We start from the raw sequence: 25,536 nt of genomic DNA on the forward strand, positions 1-25,536 counted from the left end.
TGCGGCTGATCCACCCTACCTTCGCCGGGCGCCGACCCGCACAGTCCCACCGATCCGGAGCGAGACCTATTCCCCAGCTCATCTTCGGCCTGACCAGCCTGCTGATCCTGGCCCGCTTCATCTGGCCGCTCGACTGGCCGCTGCCGGCAAAGATCGTCGCCGCGTTGCTGGTGCTGGTCGCCTTGCAGTTTCACCGCTGGAACAGGCTGTCGTCGGGATCGGAATTCTCGCCGGAGTTTCCGCGTCCGGTGGTCGTCCTGTTCAACTGGGCGTTCGGCGCGATCATGCTGCTGGCGCTGCTGCAACTGGCGCTCGATGCCGGGCTGCTGGTGGCCGCGCTGATCCACGGCGGCTTCGTCGGCGCGCCCGACGGCGTCCGCTACGCACTTGCTGCGCTCGCGGGCGCAGCCGCCGCGATCGGCGTGCATCAGGCGATGCGGATTCCGCCGCTCAGGGATGTCGAGGTCGGCATAAGGGGACTTCCGCTACAGTTCGACGGCTACACCATGCTGCAACTGACCGACCTTCACATCAGCCGGCTGTTTCCTGCGCCATGGGCGCGCGCCGTCGTCGAGCGATCGAACAAGCTCGGCGCCGACCTGATCGCGATTACCGGCGATCTGATCGACGGCACCATTGATGCGCGGCGCAACGACATCGCGCCGCTGCGCGACCTGATGGCGGCCGATGGCGTCTACGTGATCTCGGGCAATCACGAATATATCTTCGGCTATGACGGGTGGATGGCGCACTACGAAGCGCTCGGCCTGCGCTCGCTCGAGAACCGGCACATCGTGCTCGAACGCGGCGGCGGCCGCCTGGTGATCGCGGGGATTACCGACCGCGCGTCGCGCCACCGGGGGCATTCCATCCGCGACCTTGCCGCGGTTCTCGACGGCGCCCCGAAAGGCGCGCCCGTCATTCTGCTCGATCACCAGCCGAGCGACGCACGAAAGGCAGCCCGGCTCGGCGTCGCCCTGCAGCTCTCCGGACACACCCATGGCGGATTGATCCTGGGGATCGATCGCCTCGCCGCGCGCGCCAATGCCGGCTTCGTCTCGGGCCGCTACGACGTCGACGGGATGACGCTCTACGTCAACAACGGTACCGCGCTCTGGCCGGGCTTTGCCTTGCGGCTCGGCCGCCCGTCGGAATTGACCCGGATCACGTTGCGCGTGGCTGAAGGCGTCTGATCGATTTGTTGCGCATGCGATGCGCGGTATCCGGTCTGTTTCTCGGCCAGGGCGGCAGCGGTAGCCCGCATGAGCGAAGCGACATGCGGGGTCGGTCGTGCGTATGGCGATGCCGGTCCCGGATATCGCTTCGCTCATCCGGGCTACGAGGCTTCCGATTCGTGCACGAGCAAACGTTCCGAAGGTCGCAGGAGGGTGAGAATCGGTCACTCACGTTCCAAGGCCGGCGGCTGCCATGCGTCGATCGCCGTCTCCGGGTAAATCTGCACCGAGCCGGGCTCGAAGTAGCTCTCGATCGCATATCCGAGCCTGGTCAAATCCGTACGATACCAACCAACGATTCGACCGCGCCATGATGCTCGCCCTTTCTTGGCGGCATAGTCACCCATTTGAAACTTTGCATCTGCGGGCCACGGATCGACCATCTCGCCTCCGACCGAATTGCCTTGAAAAGAAGACATTATGGCCGACCCATCTACGTCCGCAACGGGTCGATTTCGTCCCGCCGATCTCGGTCTGACAGCGGCAATGATCTTGCCAGCTTCACACCAATCTCTTCGCGATCGAGGTGCAGCGAAGGCGGCCTGAGCGAAACGAACAAGCACGTAGCGAGTAGGGTGGGTTCGCCAACGGATCGCGCGGAGCGCGTGTCCGATGATAGACTCCTCGTAACCCGCCGCTCGGCGTTACCGCGACGAAGGGCGGATTACGCTGCGCTAATCCGCCCTACGAGCCGCGAGATGCTCATCGCGTCGGTCTCTTTTGGTAGACACCTGAAAATGAGACGTTTGTCCCGCCGCAATGGAGGTTGTCGCCGACAACCAGTAACTTGCCGACGAGCTGCATCGTGACCTGACAGTCGAGTTCGTCCGTCCCGTCACCGAATTTCATCTTATCGTCTGAAGGTTTTGCTTCGTAATCAAGCTCGCCGGAATGGGTGCGGCTGCCCGAACCCCAAATGGCCTCGCCCTTGATGGCCAGCCGACCTGCCTCTTTCGATTTCGAGATGCGAATGACGTTGTCGTAGGCACGCCATTCGCCGAGCCAACCCCGTTCTGCCGGTCCTCGTATGTCCTCCTGCCACGCAAGCCTTTCGATCTCGATCCAGCCGACCGTCTCAGTGCCCTTGCGAGGTTGAAACCAACTGCATGCGAACTTGCCTGACGTCCGGGAAACAATGACTTCATCGTTGCGAACGACATAAGTTTTCAGACGACAGGCTTGGTCGTCGGGGCAACGCTCGTTGCCGTCGCCGCGGAAATAGATCCTGTCGCCGGCTGCGCCTTTGATCTTCGCCAGCCTGTAGTCGGTGCTCTCGCGCGGGAAATATCCGTTCCGACAAATGTTGTCGGCGTTGCCCTTGAGCTGGCCGGATGCGGGCGAGGTTTGGAGAATGCTCCATGCGAGGAGTCCGAGCGAAGCCTGGACAACGCGTCTCATTGGGTTTTCACCTTCGATTCATTTTCCGCATGGAATGCGGCAGGGTAGCGGGGCGGTGATTCCATACTAATTTGGTCCGACAAAGCGCCGCAGATCAATCGCATGAAAACGTGATCAATCAGTTGTTGCCATCGCGTAGGGCGGATTAGCCGAAGGCGTAACCCGCCGACCTTTAGCTCATGGAGCGAAGGCGGAAGCGTAATCCGCCGAAGTTCTCGCATTGTTCTCGGAAGGATTCACAAGACCATCTGTTGGTCAACCTCAGACAATGACGAAGAACTTTTCTTTTCCCTTCTACTGTATGCCAAAGTCTGCTTCGGCCGCGCAACGGGACAAGGGAAAATCAGAAATCATGATCATGGACCGTGGAATTGCCGACGCCGGTGCGATGGGCGAGGGCGCTCTGCCTGGGCCTCGGTCGCGGCTTCTCAACCGCCGGGCGTTTCTGGTCGGTTCTGCTGCTGGTCTCGCCGCACTGAGCCTGGCCGGTTGTGCGTCCGACTACATGAGCCTGGCCGAGGCGGAGAAGGTCTACGGGCCCGTGCCCGACGAGAAATTCCCGATCCCCGCGGTCGACGTCAGTAAGGTCGATCCGAAATATTTTCGCAAGACCGTGAAGTACCACAGCGATGAGGCGCCCGGTACGATCATCGTCGATCCGAGCAAATACTATGTCTACCGCATCGAAGGCGAAGGAAACGCGACCCGCTATGGCGCCAATGTCGGCCGCGATGGGTTCCGGTGGAGCGGGGAGGCTTATGTCGGGCGCAAAGCCGAATGGCCGACCTGGACGCCACCCAAGGAGATGATCGCGCGCCAGCCGGAGGCGGGCAAATATGCTCGCGGCATGGCGGGGGGTCTCGACAATCCACTTGGCGCGCGCGTGCTCTACCTCTACCAAAATGGGGTGTACACGCTTTACACGATCTATAGCACCAGCGCCCCCGAAACGATCGGGAACGGTATTACGAGCGGCTGTACCGGCCTCCTCAGTCAGGACATGATCGACCTCTATTCGCGAACGCCCCTCAAAACGAAGGTGATCGTGCTGCCGGCGTAGGCAACGGCGCAGGCACTGCCAGCAAGCAGCCCGCATGAGCAAAGCGATATGCGGGATTGATCTTTGGGACCTGCGTGTCGGCCCCGGATGTCGCTTCGCTCTTCCGGGCTACGCTTGCTGCCGTAAGCAGGCCGCGAGTAGGCGGGCTAGCCGGCCTGCCTTATCCAGTCTCTTATGTTCATCCCAATGCGTTCAATGTCCTCTTTGGCAAGTGCTCCACCATGCATGATAATATTTCGCGATTTTTCTAGGCTGTTGAGCGTTGCCTTCGCCCATTCGAGATTGCCCAAGAGATCTTCGAAAACATTCCAGTTTGTTACGATGATCGATGAGAGGTCACCAAAATCACAATAGTTGATGTCAACAGCTCCGCGAGCTCCGTGCCAGCGAGATTTTGCATCCTCCTCCATACGCGTGTTCGAAGTCTTACGAATTCTTTCGGGTACTTTATCCCACCAATTTTCTCCGTGGGCCTCAGCCATTGCCTTTATGGTCATCTGTCTCACGGTATTTTCGAAGGCGTGAACGGCGGCGTAGACAGAGGCCATGCGTTGAGCTTCAGCCAGCAGATCTGGATCTAGGAAATCATACGAAAGAGATTTTTGAATATCTTTTGCTTCATCGGCTCCGAAATGGTGTCGACGTCGCCTTCCTACGCGATCCAGAGCCTCGTCGGTGAGAACCCCTCGGTAGACGAACGAATACAGGTCGATTTCTTTCATCCGAGATGATCCCGAAGACTCTTGAAGATTGCGTCGTAGACCGCCTGATCGCGGGTGTCCGGAAGAACGATATTTACATGGTACTGCATAGCGGCGACTTTGATCTTTCCGAAGGAAGCGGGTTGAACCCCAGATTCTCCAAAAATTTCACCGAGAAGCGTTCCGGCGGTTGGGCGTCAAGCATTGCATCGAAGTAGGCCGGTATAGAATTGGGCTTAATAGTATAGCTATCAGGAAGTGTCATAGGGGCGTATCCAACGTTAGATTGAGTTCCTTGCCAAGAAGAAGGCCGCTTGGAGCGGCCTTCTTTACCTGCGTAAATGCGATTGTTGCTACGAACACCCCGTCGTGGACCCGCACGTATCGCACTTCATGCAGGTCCCATTCCGCACCAGCGTGAAGTTGCCGCACTCCGAGCACATCTCGCCTTCGTAGCCCTTGGCCTTCGCTTCGGCGCGACGTTCCGCCTTGCTTGGGGCGGCGGCTGCGGCGGTGCCGGGCTTGCTCCAGTTCAGGGCCTCGAGCTTCTCGGTCGGCGAGAGGTCGTGGCTGACTTCCTGCTTCAGGGCGACCGCGCCTTCGACGGTGTCGGAGGCGCCGCGCGAGGTTGCGCCGTGGGAGGCGAGGGCGGTGACGCGGTTGCCGGCGGGCGCGTTGTCGGCGCCCTGGCTCACCGCGGCCGAGCCGCCGCGCATGACGACGAGGTTGTCGGTGCGCGACCGGGTCAGGCCCTTCGACAGGTACTTGGTCGCCTGGTGCTGGGCGGGGGCCTCATCCGGCTCCTTGCCTTCCTCGACGCCCTTGCCGAGTGCGTCGAAGCCAGACTCGTTCGGATCGACATGGGCGAGGTCGAAGCGCGCCATGTAGCTCACCGCGAGCTCGCGGAAGACATAGTCGAGGATCGAGGTCGCGTATTTGATCGAGTCGTTGCCCTGCACGGGACCCGCAGGCTCGAAGCGGGTGAAGGTGAAGGCGTCGACATATTCCTCGAGCGGCACGCCGTATTGCAGACCGAGCGACACTGCGATCGCGAAGTTGTTGATGAAGGAGCGCAGCGCCGCGCCTTCCTTGTGCATGTCGATGAAGATCTCGCCGAGCCGTCCGTCGTCATATTCGCCGGTGCGGAGATACACCTTGTGGCCGCCGACAACCGCCTTCTGGGTGTAGCCCTTGCGTCGGTCCGGCATCTTCTCGCGCTCGCGCATCACGACGATGCGCTCGACCAGCTTCTCGACGATCTTCTCCGAAACCTGGGCGGCACGCGCCGCCATCGGCTTCTCGTAGAGCGCTTCCACCGCATCGTCCTCGTCCTCATCGTCGGCGATGAGCTGCGAGTTCAGCGGCTGCGACAGCTTCGAGCCGTCGCGGTACAGCGCGTTGGCCTTCAGCGCCAGCTTCCACGACAGCAGGTAGGCGGACTTGCAGTCCTCAACCGTGGCGTCGTTCGGCATGTTGATGGTCTTGGAGATCGCGCCCGAGATGAACGGCTGCGAGGCCGCCATCATCCTGATGTGGCTCTCGACCGAGAGGTAACGTTTTCCAATTTTGCCGCAGGGGTTGGCGCAGTCGAACACGGGATAGTGCTCCGCCTTCAAATGAGGCGCGCCTTCGACCGTCATCGCGCCGCAGATGTGCACGTTGGCGGCCTCGATCTCGCGCTTGGTGAAGCCGACGGCCTGGAGCAGGTCGAAGCCGGGCGCGGAGATTGCCTCGGCGCCGATGCCGAGCTGGTCGCGGATGAAGTCCTCGCCAAAGGTCCACTTGTTGAAGGCGAACTTGATGTCGAACGCGGTCGGCAGCGCCTTTTCCACCTTGGCAATGGCTTCATCGGTGAAGCCCTTGGCCTTCAGGGTCGAGGCATTGATGCCGGGCGCATTCGACAGCGAGCCGTGGCCGACGGCGTAGGCCTCGATCTCCGCGATCTCGCTCTCGCGATAGCCGAGCGCGCGCAGCGCGGACGGCACCGCCTGGTTGATGATCTTGAAGTAGCCGCCGCCGGCGAGCTTTTTGAACTTCACCAGCGCGAAGTCGGGCTCGATGCCGGTGGTGTCGCAATCCATCACGAGGCCGATGGTGCCGGTCGGCGCTACCACGGTGGTCTGGGCATTGCGATAGCCGTTGACCTCGCCGAGCGCCAACGCGTCATCCCAGGCCAGCCTGGCATGGGTGACGATGTCCGCCTGCGGGCAGGAGGCGTGATCGAGCGGCACCGGGTTGACCGAGAGCGCCTCGTAACCGGTGGCGTTGCCGTGGGCGGCGCGGCGGTGGTTGCGGATCACGCGCAGCATGTGCGCCGCGTTCTTCTTGTAGCCCGGGAAGGTGCCGAGCTCGGCCGCCATCTCGGCCGAGGTCTTGTAGGCGATGCCGGTCATCACAGCGGTCAGCGCGCCGCACAGCGAACGGCCTTCCTTCGAGTCATAGGGCAGGCCCATGGTCATCAAGAGGCCGCCGATGTTGGCGAAGCCGAGGCCGAGCGTTCGGAATTCGTAGGACAGTTCGGCGATCGCCTTCGACGGGAACTGGGCCATCATGACCGAGATTTCGAGCACGATGGTCCAGAGCCGGCAGAGGTGCTCGTAGGACTCGATATCGAACCGCTTGGTGGTGGTGCTGTAGAACGTCAGCAGGTTGGCCGAGGCGAGGTTGCACGCCGTGTCGTCCAGGAACATGTATTCCGAGCACGGATTGGACGCGCGGATGTCGCCGGACGCCTTGCAGGTGTGCCAGTCGTTCATCGTGGTGTTGAAGTGCAGGCCGGGATCGGCGCTCGCCCAGGCGGCGTAGCCGATCTTCTCCCAGAGGTCGCGGGCCTTCAGCGTCTTGGTCACCTTCTTCGTGGTGCGGCCGACCAGATTCCAGTCACCGTCCGTTTCCACCGCGCGCAGAAAATCGTCCTTCAGCGACACCGAGTTGTTGGAGTTCTGGCCGGAGACGGTGAGGTAGGCCTCGGAATCCCAGTCGGTATCGTAGGTGTCGAACGAGATGTCCTTGTAGCCCTGCTTGGCGAACTGGATGACGCGCTTGATGTAGTTGTCCGGCACCAGCGCGCGGCGCGCGAGCTTGATCTCGCGGCGGAGCGCTGGGTTCTTCTCCGGGTCGAAGCAGTCGTCGCCGCTGCCTTCGCAGTTGACGCAGGCCTTCATCACGGCCTTGAGGTGCTTCTGGTTGATCTTGGAGCCGGTGACGAGGGCGGCGACCTTCTGCTCCTCCTTCACCTTCCAGTCGATATAGGTCTCGATATCGGGGTGATCGGCGTCGACCACGACCATCTTGGCGGCGCGGCGCGTGGTGCCGCCCGACTTGATCGCGCCCGCGGCGCGGTCGCCGATCTTGAGGAAGCTCATCAGGCCGCTTGAGCGGCCGCCGCCGGACAGCTTCTCGCCTTCGCCGCGCAGGCTCGAGAAGTTGGAGCCGGTGCCGGAGCCATATTTGAACAGGCGCGCCTCGCGCACCCAGAGGTCCATGATGCCGCCCTCGTTGACGAGGTCGTCGCCGACGCCCTGGATGAAGCAGGCATGCGGCTGCGGATGCTCATAGGCCGACTTCGACTTGGTCAGCTTGCCGGTCTTCCAGTCGACGTAATAGTGGCCCTGGCCGGGGCCATCGACGCCGTAGGCCCAGTGCAGCCCGGTGTTGAACCACTGCGGCGAGTTCGGCGCGACCATCTGTTTTGCCAGCTGGAAGCGGAGCTCGTCGAAGAAGGCGAGGGCGTCTTCTTCGGTGGAGAAGTAGCCGCCCTTCCAGCCCCAATAGGTCCAGCAGCCGGCGAGGCGATCGAACACCTGCTTGGCCGAGGTTTCGCCGACGATGCGCTCGTTCTCCGGCAGGAGGCCAAGCGCCTCGGTGTCCGGCACCGAACGCCACAGCCAGGACGGCACGGTCTCTTCCTCGACCTTCTTCAGGCGCGCGGCAACGCCCGCTTTACGGAAATACTTCTGCGCCAGCACGTCGGAGGCGACCTGCGACCAGAACTCCGGAACCTCGACGTTCTCGGCGCGGAACACGACCGAGCCGTCCGGATTGCGGATCTCTGAGGTGGTCAGGCGGAAATTGATCCCGGCATAGGGAGATTGTCCGCTGGTTGTGTTGCGTCGTTCGATTCGCATGGTCGAGCCCCGTCTCTTCTTCTGCCCGGCCCCACGTTTCCCCGCAGGTGCCGGAATGTTGTCTGTTCGCGGACTTCGGAACACGCGTCAGCACGCCTCCCGTCATCCGCAGCTCAGCCGGTGGATCCGGCCTGTTTTCTCTCATCCGCTGGGCACCGGTATGACCGGTCCTGCGGCGGCATCGTCCCGGCGCGGCGCCCGACTGGTCGGGTGCTCCGGGTCATGCATTCAACGCCCCAAAACGCTTCACGCGACACGTCACGCGTACGCTTCTTGCGGGCCGGTTACGGCCTCTGTTTCCGGGTCCTTCGCGGCCCGTTTGTCGTCCCCGACGGCGGCCCCAAAATCAGGGCAGAAAAGCCCTTCACCCGCGGCCCGAGGGCCTGGCGGAGTGGTCATTTTGGAACCCTTGTGGGAGCGACCGGCGGGGACCCAAACACACTCGCGCCGAACAGGTTGAAAGCTAGGCCATGTCCGTCACGCCCGTCAAGGACTAGTACGAGTTTCTGAATCAAACACTAAATATGGTGGAAAGAGGGGGATAACAGGGGTCGGTGCCGCGCCTGTGATCGAGCCAACTATCGGTGAGTCCTCAGGGATTCCCAAGCCAAAAATATTCCTATCGCCTGTGGATCGGAGCTTCGCCCCGCTGTTCACAGGCGAAGTTTTTATTCGCGGTCCCGGATTGAATTTTGGGGACTCACGTAGGCCTACGGGCAAAGTACGGATCAGGCATGTCAGAGCCGTGATGGTCGGGCGACAAAATCGCGGGCAAGGTGAGGCCGACTCACATCCCCGCCGGGTTCCATGACAGTCCAGAAGCCTTCCGCGCGGCCGCGCCTTGCGCCCGCCGGCCTGATGTTCCTCGCCATCACCTCAGTGGGCTGGGGGTTCAACTGGCCGTCTACCAAGTTCCTGCTCGGCGAGCTGCCGCCGCTGACCTTGCGCGGCACCACCGGGGTGATCGGCGCCGTGCTGCTCGCGGCGCTGGCGCTGATCCGCGCCCAGAGCCTGCATGTCGAGAGCCGGCTGTGGCCGCGGCTCGTGCTCTATGCGGCGCTCAACGTCACCGGCTGGATGGTGCTGATGGGGCTGGCGCTGCTCTGGCTGCCGGCGAGCGAGGCCGCGCTGATCGCCTACACGATGCCGGTATGGGCCTCGCTGCTGGCCTGGCCGGTGCTCGGCGAACGGCCGACGCTGCTGCGGACCATCGCGCTGGTGATGGCCTTTGCAGGCCTCGCCGCGATCATGGGCGGCAGCGGCATCACCGCAAGCAAGGAGAAGCTGCCGGGAATCATCATGGCGCTCGGCGGCGCCTTCGGCTTTGCGCTCGGCACGGTGCTGGCGAAGAAATATCCGCTGGTGATGCCGCCGATCCCGGCCGCGGCCTGGCAGATCGGCCTCGGCTGCGTGCCGATCGCGATCGTCGGCATGATGATCGAGACCACGCATCTCGACCGCATCACGACGGTCGGCTGGTGGCTGCTGGTCTATTCGACGCTGATCCAGTTCTGCGTCGCCTATGTCGCGTGGTTCGCCGCGCTCGCCCGCCTGCCGGCCTCGGTCGCGGCGATCGGCACCATGGCGGTGCCTGTCATCGGCGTGGTGGCGTCCGCGGTCGCATTGCACGAGCCGCTGGGGCCAAGCCAGATCGTCGCGCTGCTGTTCACCCTCGCCGGCGTCGCGCTGGCGACGAGGTAGCTCACATCACTCGCCGAGCGCCTGCTGCAGCATGCTGGCGAGCTGCGCCTTGCGGTAGGGCTTGGCCAGCAGCAGCACGCCCTGGTCGAGGCGGCCGTGATGCACGATCGCGTTCTCGGTGTAGCCCGAGGTGTAGAGCACCTTGATGCCGGGGCGGCGTTTTTGCACCTCGTCGGCGAGCTGGCGGCCGTTCATGCCGCCGGGCATGATCACGTCGGTGAACAGGAGGTCGAACTTCTCGCCCTTGTCGACCAGGGCCAGCGCGGCGCGGGCGTCGGGCACGGCGATGGTCTTGTAGCCGAGCGCGCCTAGCTGCGTGACGACGTAGTTGCGTACCAGCTGGTCGTCTTCCACCACCAGGATGACTTCGCTGCCGCGCCGCACCGGCTCCGGCGGGGGCGCCTCGACCTCGACCTGGCCGCGGGCAGGGGGCAGATAGAGCTTGATCGTGGTGCCGTGGCCTTCCTCGCTGTAGATCTTGATATGTCCGCCGGACTGCTTGACGAAGCCGTAGACCATGCTCATGCCGAGGCCGGAGCCCTTGCCGACTTCCTTGGTGGTGAAGAACGGCTCGAACACCTTGTCCTGCACCGCGTGCGACATGCCGGTGCCGGTGTCGCTGACCGCGAGCAGCACGTAGCGGCCCGGCGTGATGTCGGGATTGACAGCCGCATAGGCGTCGTCGAGCACGATGTTGCTGGTCTCGAACAGCAGCTTGCCGCCGTTCGGCATCGCGTCGCGGGCGTTGATCGCCATGTTGAGCAGCGAGTTGGCAAGCTGCGACGGATCGATATGGACGCTGGCGACATCGGGCGCCAGCACCGAACTGATCTCGATCTGCTCGCCGAGCGTCGGCCGCAGCAGCTTGGCGATGTCGACCACGGTGCCGTTGATGTCGACGGTGCGCGGCTCCAGCGGCTGGCGGCGCGCGAAGGCGAGCAGATGCTGGATCAGCTCGCGGCAGCGCTCGGCGGCGCGGTCGATCAGCTCGGCGGTTTTCGCGAGCTGCGGCTGGGCGCGCAGGCTGTCGACCAGCGTCTCGGTGGTGCCGGTGATGACCGTCAGCATGTTGTTGAAGTCGTGCGCGACGCCGCCGGTCAGCTTGCCGATGGCGTCGAGCTTCTGTGCCTGCTGCAGCTTGTGCTCGGTTTCGCGCGAGGCGGTGATGTCGTGATAGATCAGCGCCGCGCCGGTGATGGTGTCGTCGCCGTCGCGCAGCGGCCGGCCCGACACCACGAGGTGAATCTCCGGCGCGCCGCGCACCGGCTTGGCGACGAATTCCAGCCCGTCGAATTCCTCGCCGCGCAGCGTCCTGGCCGACGGCATGTCGTCGGCCTGCATCGGCGTGACGCCGTCGGACTGGAACACGTTGCTCATGGCGCGCAGCTGCCGGACCGTCATGCCTGGCTTGTAGCGCAGCATCTTCTCGGCGGCCGGGTTCGACAGCAGCACGGTGCCGGTGCTGTCGATCACCAGCACCGCCTCCGCCATGGTGCGGAAGGTGGTTTCCATCACCGAGGTGGAACGGCGGAGCTCTTCGAGCGCGGCACCGAGATCCTTGGTGCGATCGGCGACCTTGCCCTCGAGCGACAGATTGGTCGCCTTGGTCGCGCTGAGCGCGCCCTGCAGTTCGCGGCTGGCGCGCCGGGCCGTCACCGTCAGCGCGATCGCGAGCAGCAGGATCATCGCCACGCCGGCGAGATCGATCATCAGCAGCAGCCGTCCATTGGTCTTGGACTGGTCGGTGCGAATCCGGAGCAGGCGGCGCTCTTCGGTGACCAGGCGGTCGAGCGCCGCGCCGACCTTGTCGGTCAGCGCGCGGCTCTCGCCGGCGGAGACCAGCGCCGCGGCGCCGGCCGTGTCGCCCGCGCTGCGCAACCTGATCAGCTCGGCGCCGAGCGCAATGGCACGCTGGACCTCGACCCTGGTGCCCGTGATCAGCTGCGCCTCCTCGGGGGCCGACGTCACCGCCGCCATCAGATCGTCGAAGGCCGCGGTGAGGGCTGCGCTCTGCTCGCGAAACTCGTCGGCAAAGGACGCATCGCCGGTCAGCGCGAAACCGCGCGCCGCGCTCTCGACGCTGCGCGGCAGCTGACGCGCGTCCGAAATGCGCTTCAGGATGCTGAGCGTGCGATCGACCGAATCAATCTCGCTGCGCGACTTGACGTCCAACCCGATCGACGCCGCGCTGATGACGAGGAGGATCGCAAGGCCGCTGCCGAGAATGAGACGCTGGGAAGCCATCGACGATTAGTACGAGCAATTATTTCGAAAGACGAGCGGAAGGTGCATACTTCGCAAGACATTCGTTAACGGCGGCAATCAGCGCCTGCGGGGTGAACGGCTTGCGCAGGCAGGCGGACGCGCCGAGCTCGATCGTCATCCGCAGGAAGTCCGGCGCGCGGTCGGCATTGGCGAAGGCATAGCCCGACATCGCGATGACGGGAATTTCGGGGGCGCGCTCGTGGAAGACGCGGATCGCCTCGAAACCGCGCATATGCGGCATGAAGACGTCGACCAGCATGACGTCGAAGGTGGCCTGCTCGAGCGCGCGCATGCCGGCTTCGCCGCCATCGGCGACGGTGACCTCGAAGCCCTGGCGTTGCAGACACACCTCGATGGCAACGCACACCATCGGGTCGTCATCAACCACGAGAACGCTCGGCACGATGCATCCTCTTTCTAACGGCCTCGCGTGCCGGCGACTCGCTTGGCCTGTTCGTCAATTAAGGCGGAACCTAGACGGAAAGTCTGTATCATAGAATGCATATGCTGTTTGCTGACAAGCAGATTTCCAGCTAGCCGTGACACATCACCTGTATTTGTCCATCCCCTTTACGACAGGTCCATGACCGCAGTTCCCATCGCCGGCCGCGCCCCGCTGTCACCGCTTGGCGTCGCATTCCTGGTGGTCGCCTCGATCGGCTGGGGACTCAACTTCCCGATCATGAAGTTCCTGCTCACGGAGTGGCCGCCGCTGTCCTCGCGCGGGCTGTGCGGCGTGGTCGGCGCGGTTGCGCTCGGGCTGGTCGCGCTGGTGCGGGGACAGACGCTGCGCGTGCCCGACGGCATGTGGTTGCGGCTTGCTTTGGTGTCGACACTGTCGATCGGCGGCTGGGTCGCGTCCATGGGCCTCGCGCTGATCTGGCTGCGGGCCAGCGAGGCGGCCGTGCTCGGGATATCGATTCCGGTGTGGGTCGCGCTGGTGGCCTGGCCGGTGCTCGGCGAGCGCGTGTCGCTGCCGCGTGCGCTTGCGCTTGCGGTGGCGCTCGCCGGGATCGCGGTGCTGATCGGCGGCGGCGGCATCGACGCAAGCCTCGGCAAGCTGCCGGGGATTCTGTTCGCGCTCGCCGGCGCGGTCTGTGTCGGGCTCGGCACGGTGCTGACCAAATCGTTCAAGCTCGCGATGCCGCCGCTGTCGCTCGCGGCCTGGCAGCTTGCGATCGGCTGCGTGCCGATCGCAATCATCGGCATCATGATCGAGCAGCCGCAGCTCGCCACGCTGTCGCAGTTCGGCTGGGCGTCGATGATCTACATGACGCTGATCCAGTTCTGCCTTTGCTATGTCTGCTGGTTTGCGGCGCTCGAGCGATTGCCGGCGGCGACCGCGTCGATCGGCACGCTGCTGGTCCCCGTCGTCGGCGTGCTTGCGGCAGCGGCGATGCTGCGCGAGCCGCTCAGCACGAGCGACATCGCAGCGCTCGTGGTGACGTTCGCGGCCGTCGCGGTCGCCTTGCGCACATAAGACTTGCGTACATGAAAAAAGGGCGGCGCTGGCGCCGCCCTTTTGCAATCAAGAATTCAGGCCTTCATTACGGGCAGGGATGCCGCCGGCCGTCATAGCCGAGATAGGTGCCCGAGGCCGGATCGTAGGACCTGTAGCGCTGCGCGCAGTAGCTGGCGCCGCCGCCACTCGGCACCTCCACGGCAACAGACGGTTCATCGTAATAGCCGTAGCTGTCGTCATAATAGCCGGGGCCGTAGCCATAGCCGGAGCCGTAATAAGCGCCCGAGGCGAGGGCGCCGCCGACGACCGCACCGGCCACCGCGCCGGGCCAGAATCCGCCGCCACGATGATACCCGCCGTGCCAGCCGCCACCGCCGCGCCAACCGCCGCCGCCACCACCGGCCCAGTGACCACCGCCACCGCCGCCGTGCCAGCCGCCGCCACCGCCGCCGCCCATGGCACCTCCGCCTCCGCGGCCGCCGCCAAAGCCGCCGCCACCACCACCACCGCCGCCAACGTGGCCGCCGCCGCCGCCCATCGCGCCCATCTGTGCGGCAGACTGGGCGAACGAAACGGTCGGCGCCACAGCCAACGGCAGCGCAAGCGCCAGAGCCGCGGCGGTGCTCAGAACCTTCATATTGATCATTTTGGACTCCATCAAAACGGTGAATGTCTAACCATCTCTGTGGTCGGACGTTCCCGTGCTCCACATTGATTGTGGGTCATCTTCGCGTAGCCGGCGGCTCATGTATGGCAGCTGAACAAAACTCCTCGTGAGCGCGTCATTTGGTCGCCAAACGGGTGCATAAACCGGGAGCTGTCCGAGGGGTGCGGGGCTACCTTGGCGGCGGCTGGACATTTGGGGAATGAGGTGGCATCAGAGCCCATAGCCTCGAACCGACGGCCGGCCACGCATGAAACAATTCCTGCTGAAATTCTTCACCTGGTGGAATGGCCAGACCTTTGGCACGCAATTGTGGACCTCGCGATTCGGCGAACTGGTCGGCGAGGACGAGCAGGGCAACCGCTATTACCGCACCAAGGGCGGTGAGATCGACCCGACGCTGCATTTCGAGCGCCGCTGGGTGGTCTACAACGGCTACGCCGAAGCCTCCCGCATTCCGGCCGGCTGGCACGGCTGGCTGCATCACACGGTTGATGTGCCGCCGACCGAGGAGAGCTACAAGGCGCGCGAATGGGAGAAGCCGCATCTGCCGAACCTGACCGGCACCGCGCAGGCTTACCGCCCGTCCGGCTCGACGCTGGCGAGCGGCCGCCGCCCCAAGGCGACCGGCGACTATCACGCCTGGACGCCGGGAAGCTGACTTTCACGCATTGTTGTCCTGACGTGCACGTGCGTAACGACGCGCGTGCATCGCACACGCGCCCGGCAGCGCAAGCGCGCGCCTGTGAACAACGGTAACAGCGGGGACAGGTGGGCTGCAGCCGATGCTGCCCGCTTGCGCCGGGCGCGGGTTCGCGGCTCAATAGGGCCATCTTACGGAGATGGGAAACCATCGCGTCGGATCGGGCTCCAGATCGCGACTGTCCCGATGTGCAGCGGCCTCCGAGTTGGATGCGGCCGGGAGATAGGCCCCCGGTACAGACGTCCTGAAATCGCCCGCAAATGTGAGGCTACCGTGAGACAGGAAGGGCCGCTCGGGAAACCGGGCGGCCTTTTTCTTTGCGGCGATCAGGTCAGGACAGCCGTGCCGCGGCACGGCCCATCAAGTCGGCGCGGCGCGCCTGCGACGGCGCGATCCGCTCTTTCATGAAAGCGAGGATCTCGGCCGGTGCGGTATCCGGCGAGCCCGCGTTGAACGGCGGGGCCGGGTTGTATTCGAGCCTGAGCTGGATCGCTTCCGCGGTCTTGCGGTCGACGAGCTCCGACACCAGCGTCAGCGCGAAGTCGATGCCCGCGGTGACGCCGCCACCGGTGAAGCGGTTGCGGTCGACGCAGACGCGCGTCCTGGTCGGAATGGCCCCGAAGCCCGACAGGAAATCAATCGAGCTCCAATGCGTGGTGGCGCGATAGCCCTTGAGCAGGCCGGCCGCGCCGAGCACCAGCGATCCCGTGCAGACCGACGTGACGTATTTCGCACCCTCGGCCTGCTTGCGCAGGAAGGCCAGCATCTCCTCGTTGCCGACCATGTCGTCGGTGCCGAAGCCGCCGGGCACGCAGATCACGTCGAGCTGCGGGCAATCGGCAAAGGTCGTGGTCGGCGTCAGGACCATGACGGAATCAGTCGGAACGGGTTCGATGCGTTTCCAGATCAGATGCACCTTGGCGCCGGGGACCGAGGAGAACACCTGCAGCGGACCGGTCAGGTCGAGCTGGGTCACCTTCGGGAAGACGAGCAATCCAATCTGCAGGGGTTCGGTCATCGGGGGCTCCAAATAGCGCTTGACGGAACCACGATGTCATGATGGCCTCTCGTCCAAAATGGCGTATTTCCCTCATTTTCGGACGAAGGCTCCTGAGAGAGGGCTGCCAGGAAAGTAACGCCACCTGCGAGGATTTGGCGATGATCGGCATCCTGATCTTTCCCGACTTCCAGCTGCTCGACGCGGCCGGCCCGATCGCGGCCTTCGAGATCGCGGCGCGCTTCGCCAACAACGCGCCGGCGATCAGGACGCTTGCGGTGAAGGCGGGACCGGTGCGCTCTTCGTCCGGTGTCGAGATGCTCGCGCGCGGCCTCAAGCCATCGACGGCGATCACGACGCTGATCATCGCGGGCGGCAACGGCGTGCGCACGCCGGCGACCTGTCCGGCCACGCTGTCATTCGTGCGGCGGATGGCGGGCCGCGGCATCCGCGTCGCCAGCGTCTGCTCGGGCGCCTATGTGCTGGCCGAGGCGGGCCTGCTCGACGGCCGCCGCGCCACTACGCATTGGCAGCGCACGCCGCATTTCGTGAAGACCTATCCGAAGATCAAGCTCGAGCCGGACCAGATCTTCGTCCGCGACGGCAATATCTGGAGTTCGGCCGGCATCACCGCCGGCATCGACCTCGCGCTCGCGATGATCACCGAGGACTATGGCGACGAGGTCGCGCAGAACACCGCGCGGCAACTCGTGCTGTATCATCGGCGCAGCGGCGGGCAGTCGCAGTTTTCCTCGCTGCTGGAATTGAAGACGCCGAACGGCCGGTTCGGGCCGCTGCTCGCCTGGGCGCGCGAGCATCTCGATGCGCCGCTGACGGTCGAGAACCTCGCCGACAAGGCCGGGATGAGTTCGCGGCATTTCACCCGCGCCTTCATCGCGGAGACCGGCACGACGCCGTCGAAAGCGGTCGAGCGGCTCAGGATCGAAGTCGCGCGGCAGCGCGTGCAGTCGTCGGGCGAGGCGATCGAGCGCGTCGCCGAGATCACCGGCTTCCGCGATCCTGAGCGGATGCGCCGCGCCTTCATCCGCGCCTTCGGCCAGCCGCCGCAATCGCTACGGCGTGCGGCGCGGGCCGGGTAGGCGCGTTTGGGACAAGCTCGTTGTCCGATTTCACGCGATCCATGTCGTCTTTGCAGTGATGAACCTGACGAGGGTTCCCGTGACCCACGTTAAGTGGGCATTGGGGACCCGAGGAGGTTCTAATGACAAAGCATCGAACGATTACCGGGTTCGTGGCTGTCGCCCTGCTGGCTGTCACCGCGACCGCCGCGACCATCAAGTCGCACGCGCCCCGGACCGACGGCATTGCCGTCGCCGGCACGGACACACTCCCGGCCAAGGATTTCAGCGATCGCTGGTCCGCGATATCCGATTTGCCTCCGGCAACGGACATGACCGGGCGTGCAACTGACGCACGTTAAGGGCATGGACGGAGGTCCGGCCGGTTCGAGGACGCAACTCGTGCAGAGATCACTCGTCTCGCAACAAAAAATGCCCCGCCGAAGCGGGGCAAGATGTTGAACGACTTAGTCTTGAGCGACTTGGTCTTGAATAGAACTAACGGTTCCGCCGCGCCGGAATAGCGCAGTCATTCACCAATACAGGATCAGCCCACGATCGCAGAGATCCACGGATGCTCTGATCGCGAACCGTGCTTCAACCGAAAGATCACTGGCCCAATGTATCGGTTGCGATCTTCTTCTTGAGTGCTTCGCAGGTATCCCTGACCTCCGCGGTCATCAGCGAGACGGCTTCGATCTGCAGGAAGAAGCGCTTGCCCTGATCGCGGTAACCGGCAGCGAACTCCTTGATCTCCGCGATCATGTCATGAACGCCTGCGACCATGACCTCGCAGTTCTTGGCGGCCAGTTGCAGTTCCGATCCAAGGGCCTCGATCTCTTTCACCGCCGCTTCATATTCGCGCACGACCGCCTCGGCCGACAGCTTGCCCACCTCGTTGACGCCGTTGCGGTGCTCGACATAGTCCGGCATCGGCGAGAGGGGCCGGATGTTGCTGCGTGGTCGATGCGAAGTCACCGTGTTGATTTCGTCCTCCATCTGCTCCGACGGAGCGCGGGCGAGGACTTCTGCACTAACACTCATGCGAACTCTCCATAACTTGTTACGGCGAATGGAGTTTAGCAATGTCAACGGAATTGTCTCGATTTTCCACAGTTTTGAGGCAAGCGCAATTGTGCACTGCAGCATTGTGTTGCGTCAATGTGGCGCGTCGGGATGCCAGCCAAGCAGTGCGAGCATCACAAAGAAGCCGACGACATAGGCCGCCATGATCGGCCAGCCCTGGGTGATCCAGCGGACCACCGATTTGGCTTCCGGGTACATGTTGGACACCGCAACGCCCGCCGACGAGCCGAACCAGACCATCGACCCGCCAAATCCGACCGCGTAGGCGAGGAAGCCCCAGTCATAGCCGCCTTGCTTCAGCGCCAGCGCGGTTAGGGGAATATTGTCGAACACCGCCGAGACGAAGCCGAGCCCGAGCGCGGTCTGCCACGATGCGGTGGGCAATTTTTCGACCGGCATCATCGAGGCCGCCGTCACCAGCGCGAGCAGGAAGACGGTGCCTTTCAGCGTCTCGGGCATCACCGACCAGTCCGGCCGCCGCAGCACCGAGGTGACCAGGATCGCGGCCCAGACCGCGAGCCCGAGCACGGGCAGCGTATCGAGCAGCGCGGGGAACTTCAGATTGGCCGTCACATTGGCCGTCAGCGCGGCGAGCAGGATCACGGCCACGATCGCAACCCGCGCCCAGTCGATTCTAAGGCCGGACGGTGCATCCTTCACGATCGGGGAAAAGCGGTGCTGTTGCAGGGAGGCCGGCACCGCAAACACCAGCATCGCGACGATGGCTGCGACATAGGCCTCCACGACCGTGAGCGGGCTGATGCCGTCGATCCACATCATCGTCGTCGTGGTGTCGCCGACGACGCTGCCGGCGCCGCCGGCATTCGATGCGGCGACAATCGCCGCGAGATAGCCGATATGGACGCGGCCTCGGAACACGTGGCGGGCCACGGTGCCGCCGATCAGCGCGGCCGCGATATTGTCGAGGAAGCCCGACAGCACGAACACGATCACCAGCAGGATCAGTCCGCCCTTCCAGTCATCGGGCAGCAGCGCCGGCATCTCGTCGGGAATGCGGCTCTCCTCGAAATGGCGCGACAGCAGCGCAAAGCCCATCAGGAGCAGGAACAGGTTGGCGAGCGTGACCCACTCATGCTCCATGTGATGCGCGAGACCGGGCAGGCCGGCGCCGAATTTCGCAAAGCCCGCGAACAGCAGCTTGTAGGCGACGATCGCGGCAAGGCCCGTCAGCGCCACCGCGAGCGTGTGGTGATGGAAGATCGCGACGCCGAGCAGCGTCAGCGCGAACAGGATGAAATCGAGCGGGATACCGTAGACGAGGAGTGGCGTGAGCAAGTCGATCTCGATGGCTGGAGTGCCCGGCGGCGTGAAGCGCTGACGGCGGCACTATCGCGCGGCGTGGGGAACTTCAAGGCGCACTAACGCCGCAAGAGGCTCGCGATGCGCTCGCGAGCCCCGATCGGGAACGACGCCAGCCACGTCGCCGCGGGTCCGATTGCTCAGCCCAGCGTCTTCAGCCAGGCGCTGATCTCGGTCACCGCGATATTGGCCTGATTGAGCAGCTTGCCCATGGTGAAGAAGCCGTGGAACTGGCCGGGGAAATGCCGATAGGTCACCGGCACGCCGGCGTCCTTGAGGAATTTCGCATACTCGTCGCCTTCGTCGCGGAGCGGATCGGCGCCGGCGGTCAGCACATAGGCCGGCGGCAAGCCGGCAAAGTCCTTCGCGCGCGCCGGCGAGGCACGCCAGTCGTTGTTGTCGGCGTCACCGAGATAATGGTTGGCGAACCAGCCGATCACCGAATGCGTCAGGAGGATGCTGGTCTCGGGCTCGCGATGCGAGGGATGCTTCCGCGAGAAATCGGTCGCGGGATAGATCAGCAGCTGGGCCGCGAGCTTCGGCCCGCCGTCGCGGGCGGTCAGGGCAACCACCGCCGCGAGGTTGCCGCCGGCGCTGTCGCCGCCGACGATCAGGCGCGCGACGTCGATGCCGAGATCCCCGGCATTGGCGGCGACCCATCGGGTCGCGGTGACGGCGTCATCGACCGCGGCAGGGAAACGATGCTCGGGCGCGAGGCGGTAATCGATCGAGATCACGATCAGCTCGCCCTCATGGGCAAGCTTCTGGCAAACCACCTCATGGGTATCGAGATCGCCGATCACCCAGCCGCCGCCGTGGAAGAACACCAGGCAGGGCGCGAGCCCGTCTTTCTTGCGCAGCGTGTTCGGCGTGTAGATGCGGGCAGGGATCGTGCCGTGCGGCGCCGGGATCGCGAGCGGTTTGCTCGATTCCAACGCGGGAGGCTCGGGATTGGAGACGACGCGGGCGGCTCGATAATAGTCGCGCGCTTCCGGCGCGGTCAGCGTCTCATAGGCGGGACGGCCGGCCTCCTGGAACGCCTTGTAGACGGCAGCGGCATCGGGATCGAGAACGACGGGCATTGGGAGGACCTTCTTTTGGTGATGTCAATCCGGGGCGATGCGAAGCATCGAACCCGGAATCTCGAGATTCCGGGTCTGGTGCTTGCGCACCATCCCGGAATGACGGTCGTGTCAGGCGGCGGTGCGGCCGCCGTCGACGGTGTAGGCGGAGCCGGAGACGTAGCTCGCCTCGTCGGAGGCAAGAAAAGCGACGATGGAGGCGACCTCGCTTGCGAGGCCGAGCCGGCGCGCCGGGATGCGGTCGACGATCTTCTCGATCGGCGGCGGCGCGTTGCCGCCGGAGCGGCCCTGCAGGATCGTGCTCAGCATCCGGCTCTCGATCATGCCGGGGCAGACGCAATTGACCCGCACGCCGGTGCCGGTGCATTCCCAGGCCGCGCTCTTGGTCAGCCCGATCACCGCGTGCTTGCTCGCGCTGTAGACCGCGATCATCGGCGATCCCACAAGGCCGGCGATCGAGGCGGTGTTGATGATGCTGCCCTTGTTCTGCTTCAGCATGACCGGCAGCACATGCTTCATGCCGAGGAAGACGCCGACCACATTGACGTCGAGCACCCGGCGAAAGCTCTCCAGCGAATATTCGGGGATCGGCCTGATGTCGCCCTCGACGCCGGCGTTGTTGTAGAAGGCATCGATGGTGCCGAAGCGGTCGACGGCGGCGCGGACATAGTCCTTGACCTCGTTCTCGTCGGTGACGTCGGCTTCGATTGCGAGGGCCTCGGCCGAGGCGGGCAGGTCCTTGATGGCGGCCTTGAGATCGGCGCCCTTGCGGTCGACTGCGACAATCCGCGCACCCCGTTCGGCGAGCAGTTGAAGCGAGGCGGTTCCGATGACGCCGGCAGCCCCGGTGACGACGGCGACCCGGCCGTCGAGCCTGATGCGATCGGGCATGGTGGGTTTCCTCTGGCTGGTCCGGTTCGATCCGGATTTTCCTGGTTTTCACGCGCGGCGGCGTGGCTTCAGCGTGAGGACTATCACACGTGTTCCCAGGAGTGACCAGAGGGTGACCTGAGGCTGCCCAGTGGACCGGGGAGAGGTGGCCGGGTGCCCTTTCCCCGCCGTATTCGGCGTGTTAACCGGTGGCCTGCGAGCGGCCGATATCAAGGTAGACTGTCGCGAGCCCGATTCGCCCTTTAAAGCCGCGCGAGATGCTTCGAACCGTTGCCCTGACTGGCTTTGCGGCCCTGGTTGCCGCCTCAACCATCTCGCTTGCGCCGCCCGCGCGCGCGCAGATCGGAACGATTTTCTCCGATCCCGCGCCGCGTCCGCCCGGCTCGATCCCGCGTGGTCAGCCGGCTCCTCCCAGCGACGACGACGAGGAAGTGCCGGAATTGCCGCGCGGCCGTCTACTGCCGACACAGCCGCGGGCGCTGCCGCCAGGCCAGGCGGTGCCGCCGCCCGGCAGCGTGCAGTCGCAGCCGCTGGCGCCGCCGCCGGGCTCGACGGTGGCTCCGCAGGGCACCCAGCCCGGTGTCGCCGTGCAGCCGCCGCAACCCGGCGGTCCCGCCGTCGCCAATACGCCGCCCGGCGCCAACCCGCTGCCGCCGGGGCAGCGTCCCAAGGGCACGCCCCCAGGCACCCCGCCGCAGACGCCTGCCACGTTGCAGCCGGGCGACGAGGTCGTGCAGGAGCCGCCGTCGACCAAGATCACCAACAAGAAGGCGAGCTTCTCCGGTCTCGACAAGATCACCGGGCGCATCATCAATTTCGACGAGGATATCGGCGAGACCGTGCAGTTCGGCGCGCTGCGGGTGAAGACCGATGCCTGTTACACGAGGCCATCGACGGAAGCCGCCAACACCGATGCCTTTGTCGAGGTCGACGAGATCACGCTGCAGGGCGAGGTGAAGCGGATCTTCTCGGGCTGGATGTTCGCGGCAAGCCCCGGCCTGCACGGCGTCGAGCATCCGATCTACGACATCTGGCTTACCGACTGCAAAGGGCCGGACCAGACCATCGTGACCGCCGCACCCGATCCGCCGAAGGCGCCGACGCCTCCGCCGCCGCCGGCCCAGAAGCGCGCGCCGCCGAAGCAGGCCGCACCGCGTCCGCCGCCACAGCCGCAATACCAGCAGCAGCAGCCGCCACCTCCGCCGCCCCAGCAACAGCAGCGGCCGGGCGGGTTGTTCGGCGGATTGTTTGGGAACTAGCAAGCACGGCCCGGATGGAGCGCAGCGAAATCCGGGTTTCTCTCCGCGGAGAGACTTGTCCCGGATTGCGCGGAGCCTGTCATCGGGCGCGCGTTCGCGCGACCCGTTGGCTTCATCCGGGCTACGCGATCAACCGTTCAATTGCGCTCGGCGATGATTGCCAGCGCGTCGGCACCTTTGACCGGCTGGGTGGCGTCGAGCTTGCGGAAATCCGCCGGCGCGCCCGTGATCGCCTTGTCGAGCAGCGCGCGATAGCGGCGCCGCGAGATCTCGATCGCGCCGAACGTCCTCAGGTGCTCCGTCACATATTGCGTGTCGAGCAGTTCGAACCCGCCCGCGATCAGCCGCGCCACCAGATGCACCAGCGCGACCTTCGATGCGTCGCGCGTGGTGTGAAACATGCTTTCGCCGAAGAAGGCGCGGCCGAGGCTGACGCCGTAGAGCCCGCCGACCAGATTGTCGTCCTGCCAGACCTCGACGCTGTGGCAATGGCCCGACGCGTACAGCCCGACATAGAGATCGCGGATGCGCCTGTTGATCCAGGTGTCGTCGCGGCCGGGCTGCGGCGCCGCGCAACCGGCGATCACGGCCTTGAACGCGGTATCGACGGTGACGGTGAAGGCATCCGAGCGCACGGTGCGCGCCAGGCGGGAGGCGACACGGAAGCCGTCGAACGGAATCACGCCGCGCAATTCCGGCTCGACCCAGAACAGGGTCGGATCGTCGGCGCTCTCCGCCATCGGGAAGATGCCGCAGGCATAGGCGCGCAGCAGCACCTCGGGCGTGATCTCGGAGGAGGCGGAGTCGCGTGACGTCATACCGCCAAGGATAGCAAAGCGCGGGCGGTCTTGCGATGGGGGCTGCCACCGGGACGCTACGTGTTGACGAAACGCGCTGGTTCCTCCACAAGCCGCGCCGTTCCGCAGCAGTTTCCCGAGACGGACTGCGCGGTCGTGCTAGATTGCAACAAAAAGATGGCGGCGCTGCCGGGACACGGCGGCTTGCGCGCCCGACAATCGACACAGGTGAGGGGGACGCTGCATGAAATGGTCATGGCGGACGTTTGCGCCGTTGCTGGTTTGGCTTGTGATCTATCTGGTCCCGGTGCCTTCGGGGCTGAACGCCAATCAGTGGCACTATTTCGCGGTGTTCGCCGCCGTGATCACCGGGCTGATCCTTGAATCGATGCCGGTCGGCGCGGTCGGTCTGATCGGCCTGACGGTCGCCGGCATCGGCGGCTATGTCGAGCACGACCCGAACAAATCGCTGCGCTGGATGCTCGGCGGCTTTTCCGAGAGCACGGTGTGGCTGATCGTCGGCGCCTTCGTGTTCTCGATCGGCTATCGCAAGAGCGGGCTCGGCCGCCGGCTGGCGCTGCTCTTGGTGCGCGGCCTCGGCCGCCGCACCATCGGGCTCGGCTATGCGGTGGCGTTCTCCGATCTCGTGCTGGCGCCGGCGACGCCGTCCAACACCGCGCGCTCCGGCGGCACCATCTATCCGATCGTCAGCAACATCCCGCGCATCTACGGCTCCGAGCCCGGCCCGACCGCGGGCAAGATCGGCACCTTCGTGATGTGGACCGCGTTCGCGACCACGGCCGTCACCAGCTCGCTGTTCCTGACCGCGCTGGCGCCGAACGCCGCCGCGCTCTCGATCGCCAAGAAGCTCGTCAACATCGAGGTCGGCTGGTCGCAATGGTTCATCGGCTTCGCGCCGCTCGGGATCCTCTTGCTGCTGCTGGTGCCGCTGCTCAGCTATCTGGTCTGCCGGCCCGAGATCAAGGAGAGCCCCGAGATCGTGACCTGGAGCGAGGGCGAGCTCGCCAAGATGGGGCCGCCGTCGCGGCACGAATGGATCATGGCGGTGCTGGTGGTGCTCGCGATGTTCCTGTGGATCTGCGGCTCCAATCCCAACATCAGCGTGCCGCTGCTCGGCTCGAATTTCATCAACGCGACCACGGTCGTGTTCGTCGTGATCTCGCTGATGCTGCTGACCGGCGTGATCGCGTTCGAGGACATCGTCGCGGAGAAGAGTGCGTGGGAGGTATTTTTCTATTTCACCTCGCTGCTCACGCTGTCGTCCGGCCTCAACGAGATCGGCTTCATCAAATGGGTCGCCGAGGGCTATGCCAAGCCGCTTTCCGGCACGTCGCCGCTGGTCGGGATGATCCTGCTCGTCACCTTCTTCTTCTGGATCCACTATTTCTTCTCGAGCATCACCTCGCATACCGCCGCGGTGCTGCCGGTGGTGCTCGCCGTCGGCTCCAGCATTCCCGGCCTGTCGGTGCAGACCTTGATGCTGCTCTGCGTCTATTCGCTGGGCCTGATGGGCGTGATTTCGCCCTATGCCACGGGACCGGCGCCGATGTATTACGGCAGCGGCTATATCGGCAAAGGCGACTTCTGGAAATTCGGGCTGATCTTCGGCCTGATCTACTTTGCCGGATTGTTGCTGATCGTGTTGCCCTGGTTACAAATGATCGGGTAAAATAGCCACAATCCAGCGA

General features: G+C 64.6%; 22 protein-coding genes. 9 read left to right on the plus strand and 13 right to left on the minus strand.

Features of this window, described 5'->3' with window-relative positions; translation table 11 throughout:
* The first annotated feature begins 68 nt into the window (after positions 1-68).
* Positions 69-1,193, plus strand: coding sequence for a metallophosphoesterase (locus ACVI1L_RS32920; protein ID WP_456785642.1), 1,125 nt, complete (start codon positions 69-71; stop codon positions 1,191-1,193).
* A gap of 206 nt (positions 1,194-1,399) precedes the next feature.
* Here ACVI1L_RS32920 and ACVI1L_RS32925 read toward each other — a convergent pair whose 3' ends face one another.
* On the minus strand, positions 1,400-1,654 hold the full coding sequence (locus ACVI1L_RS32925) for a hypothetical protein (protein ID WP_063790162.1): 255 nt from the start codon (positions 1,652-1,654) through the stop codon (positions 1,400-1,402).
* A gap of 283 nt (positions 1,655-1,937) precedes the next feature.
* Positions 1,938-2,633: a hypothetical protein gene (locus tag ACVI1L_RS32930; protein WP_456784782.1), complete on the minus strand. Its 696-nt coding sequence runs from the start codon at positions 2,631-2,633 to the stop codon at positions 1,938-1,940.
* Positions 2,634-2,985: 352 nt separating this feature from the next.
* Here ACVI1L_RS32930 and ACVI1L_RS32935 point away from each other — a divergent pair, with 352 nt between their 5' ends.
* Positions 2,986-3,693, plus strand: a complete 708-nt coding sequence (locus tag ACVI1L_RS32935; protein WP_168859022.1) for a L,D-transpeptidase — start codon at positions 2,986-2,988, stop codon at positions 3,691-3,693.
* 146 nt (positions 3,694-3,839) lie between these two features.
* Here the strand turns inward: ACVI1L_RS32935 and ACVI1L_RS32940 are convergent, their stop codons facing one another.
* Positions 3,840-4,415 (minus strand): Swt1 family HEPN domain-containing protein, encoded by a 576-nt coding sequence (locus ACVI1L_RS32940; protein WP_456784783.1) that lies wholly within the window; start codon positions 4,413-4,415, stop codon positions 3,840-3,842.
* A 332-nt stretch (positions 4,416-4,747) separates the two neighbouring features.
* Positions 4,748-8,521 carry a vitamin B12-dependent ribonucleotide reductase gene (locus ACVI1L_RS32945; RefSeq protein ID WP_456784784.1) on the minus strand — a complete coding sequence of 1,258 codons (3,774 nt, stop codon included), beginning with the start codon at positions 8,519-8,521 and terminating at the stop codon, positions 4,748-4,750.
* Positions 8,522-9,328: 807 nt separating this feature from the next.
* Between ACVI1L_RS32945 and ACVI1L_RS32950 the strand changes: the two genes are divergently transcribed.
* Positions 9,329-10,222: a DMT family transporter gene (locus ACVI1L_RS32950; RefSeq protein WP_456784785.1), complete on the plus strand. Its 894-nt coding sequence runs from the start codon at positions 9,329-9,331 to the stop codon at positions 10,220-10,222.
* A gap of 6 nt (positions 10,223-10,228) precedes the next feature.
* On the opposite strand, the gene ACVI1L_RS32955 is transcribed toward ACVI1L_RS32950, so the two are convergent.
* Together ACVI1L_RS32955 and ACVI1L_RS32960 are read right to left on the minus strand one after the other, a co-directional pair.
* Positions 10,229-12,466: a CHASE3 domain-containing protein gene (locus ACVI1L_RS32955; protein ID WP_456784786.1), complete on the minus strand. Its 2,238-nt coding sequence runs from the start codon at positions 12,464-12,466 to the stop codon at positions 10,229-10,231.
* A 19-nt stretch (positions 12,467-12,485) separates the two neighbouring features.
* Complete coding sequence (locus ACVI1L_RS32960; protein ID WP_028332273.1) at positions 12,486-12,890, minus strand: response regulator; 405 nt, start codon at positions 12,888-12,890, stop codon at positions 12,486-12,488.
* Between the two features lie 180 nt (positions 12,891-13,070).
* Here ACVI1L_RS32960 and ACVI1L_RS32965 point away from each other — a divergent pair, with 180 nt between their 5' ends.
* Positions 13,071-13,967 (plus strand): DMT family transporter, encoded by an 897-nt coding sequence (locus ACVI1L_RS32965; protein WP_456784787.1) that lies wholly within the window; start codon positions 13,071-13,073, stop codon positions 13,965-13,967.
* A gap of 67 nt (positions 13,968-14,034) precedes the next feature.
* Here the strand turns inward: ACVI1L_RS32965 and ACVI1L_RS32970 are convergent, their stop codons facing one another.
* On the minus strand, positions 14,035-14,595 hold the full coding sequence (locus ACVI1L_RS32970; RefSeq protein ID WP_456784788.1) for a BA14K family protein: 561 nt from the start codon (positions 14,593-14,595) through the stop codon (positions 14,035-14,037).
* Between the two features lie 268 nt (positions 14,596-14,863).
* Here ACVI1L_RS32970 and ACVI1L_RS32975 point away from each other — a divergent pair, with 268 nt between their 5' ends.
* Positions 14,864-15,274, plus strand: coding sequence for an NADH:ubiquinone oxidoreductase subunit NDUFA12 (locus ACVI1L_RS32975; RefSeq protein WP_456784790.1), 411 nt, complete (start codon positions 14,864-14,866; stop codon positions 15,272-15,274).
* A 373-nt stretch (positions 15,275-15,647) separates the two neighbouring features.
* On the opposite strand, the gene ACVI1L_RS32980 is transcribed toward ACVI1L_RS32975, so the two are convergent.
* Entirely contained in the window at positions 15,648-16,334 is a 687-nt protein-coding gene (locus ACVI1L_RS32980) for a DJ-1/PfpI family protein (RefSeq protein WP_456784791.1), read from the minus strand.
* A gap of 140 nt (positions 16,335-16,474) precedes the next feature.
* Between ACVI1L_RS32980 and ACVI1L_RS32985 the strand changes: the two genes are divergently transcribed.
* Both ACVI1L_RS32985 and ACVI1L_RS32990 read left to right on the plus strand, forming a co-directional pair.
* The gene (locus ACVI1L_RS32985) at positions 16,475-17,413 is read left to right on the plus strand and encodes a GlxA family transcriptional regulator (RefSeq protein WP_076832223.1); all 939 of its coding nucleotides are present in this window, start codon (positions 16,475-16,477) and stop codon (positions 17,411-17,413) included.
* Between the two features lie 122 nt (positions 17,414-17,535).
* On the plus strand, positions 17,536-17,754 hold the full coding sequence (locus ACVI1L_RS32990) for a hypothetical protein (RefSeq protein ID WP_076832225.1): 219 nt from the start codon (positions 17,536-17,538) through the stop codon (positions 17,752-17,754).
* A 247-nt stretch (positions 17,755-18,001) separates the two neighbouring features.
* On the opposite strand, the gene ACVI1L_RS32995 is transcribed toward ACVI1L_RS32990, so the two are convergent.
* The 4 genes from ACVI1L_RS32995 to ACVI1L_RS33010 all read right to left on the minus strand — a co-directional run bounded on the left by ACVI1L_RS32995 (position 18,002) and on the right by ACVI1L_RS33010 (position 21,771).
* Entirely contained in the window at positions 18,002-18,436 is a 435-nt protein-coding gene (locus ACVI1L_RS32995; RefSeq protein WP_229193149.1) for a hypothetical protein, read from the minus strand.
* Positions 18,437-18,550: 114 nt separating this feature from the next.
* Entirely contained in the window at positions 18,551-19,774 is a 1,224-nt protein-coding gene (locus ACVI1L_RS33000; RefSeq protein ID WP_076832228.1) for an SLC13 family permease, read from the minus strand.
* A 164-nt stretch (positions 19,775-19,938) separates the two neighbouring features.
* Positions 19,939-20,880, minus strand: coding sequence for an alpha/beta hydrolase (locus ACVI1L_RS33005; RefSeq protein WP_168857920.1), 942 nt, complete (start codon positions 20,878-20,880; stop codon positions 19,939-19,941).
* Between the two features lie 111 nt (positions 20,881-20,991).
* Positions 20,992-21,771, minus strand: coding sequence for an SDR family NAD(P)-dependent oxidoreductase (locus ACVI1L_RS33010; protein WP_253608832.1), 780 nt, complete (start codon positions 21,769-21,771; stop codon positions 20,992-20,994).
* Between the two features lie 257 nt (positions 21,772-22,028).
* Here ACVI1L_RS33010 and ACVI1L_RS33015 point away from each other — a divergent pair, with 257 nt between their 5' ends.
* Complete coding sequence (locus ACVI1L_RS33015) at positions 22,029-23,030, plus strand: DUF2155 domain-containing protein (RefSeq protein ID WP_168857922.1); 1,002 nt, start codon at positions 22,029-22,031, stop codon at positions 23,028-23,030.
* Positions 23,031-23,167: 137 nt separating this feature from the next.
* Here ACVI1L_RS33015 and aat read toward each other — a convergent pair whose 3' ends face one another.
* The gene (gene aat, locus ACVI1L_RS33020) at positions 23,168-23,848 is read right to left on the minus strand and encodes a leucyl/phenylalanyl-tRNA--protein transferase (RefSeq protein WP_076832236.1); all 681 of its coding nucleotides are present in this window, start codon (positions 23,846-23,848) and stop codon (positions 23,168-23,170) included.
* Positions 23,849-24,071: 223 nt separating this feature from the next.
* Between aat and ACVI1L_RS33025 the strand changes: the two genes are divergently transcribed.
* Positions 24,072-25,517 carry a DASS family sodium-coupled anion symporter gene (locus ACVI1L_RS33025; RefSeq protein ID WP_018271403.1) on the plus strand — a complete coding sequence of 482 codons (1,446 nt, stop codon included), beginning with the start codon at positions 24,072-24,074 and terminating at the stop codon, positions 25,515-25,517.
* Positions 25,518-25,536: the final 19 nt, after the last annotated feature.

This window comes from Bradyrhizobium sp. USDA 4516, assembly GCF_054055915.1.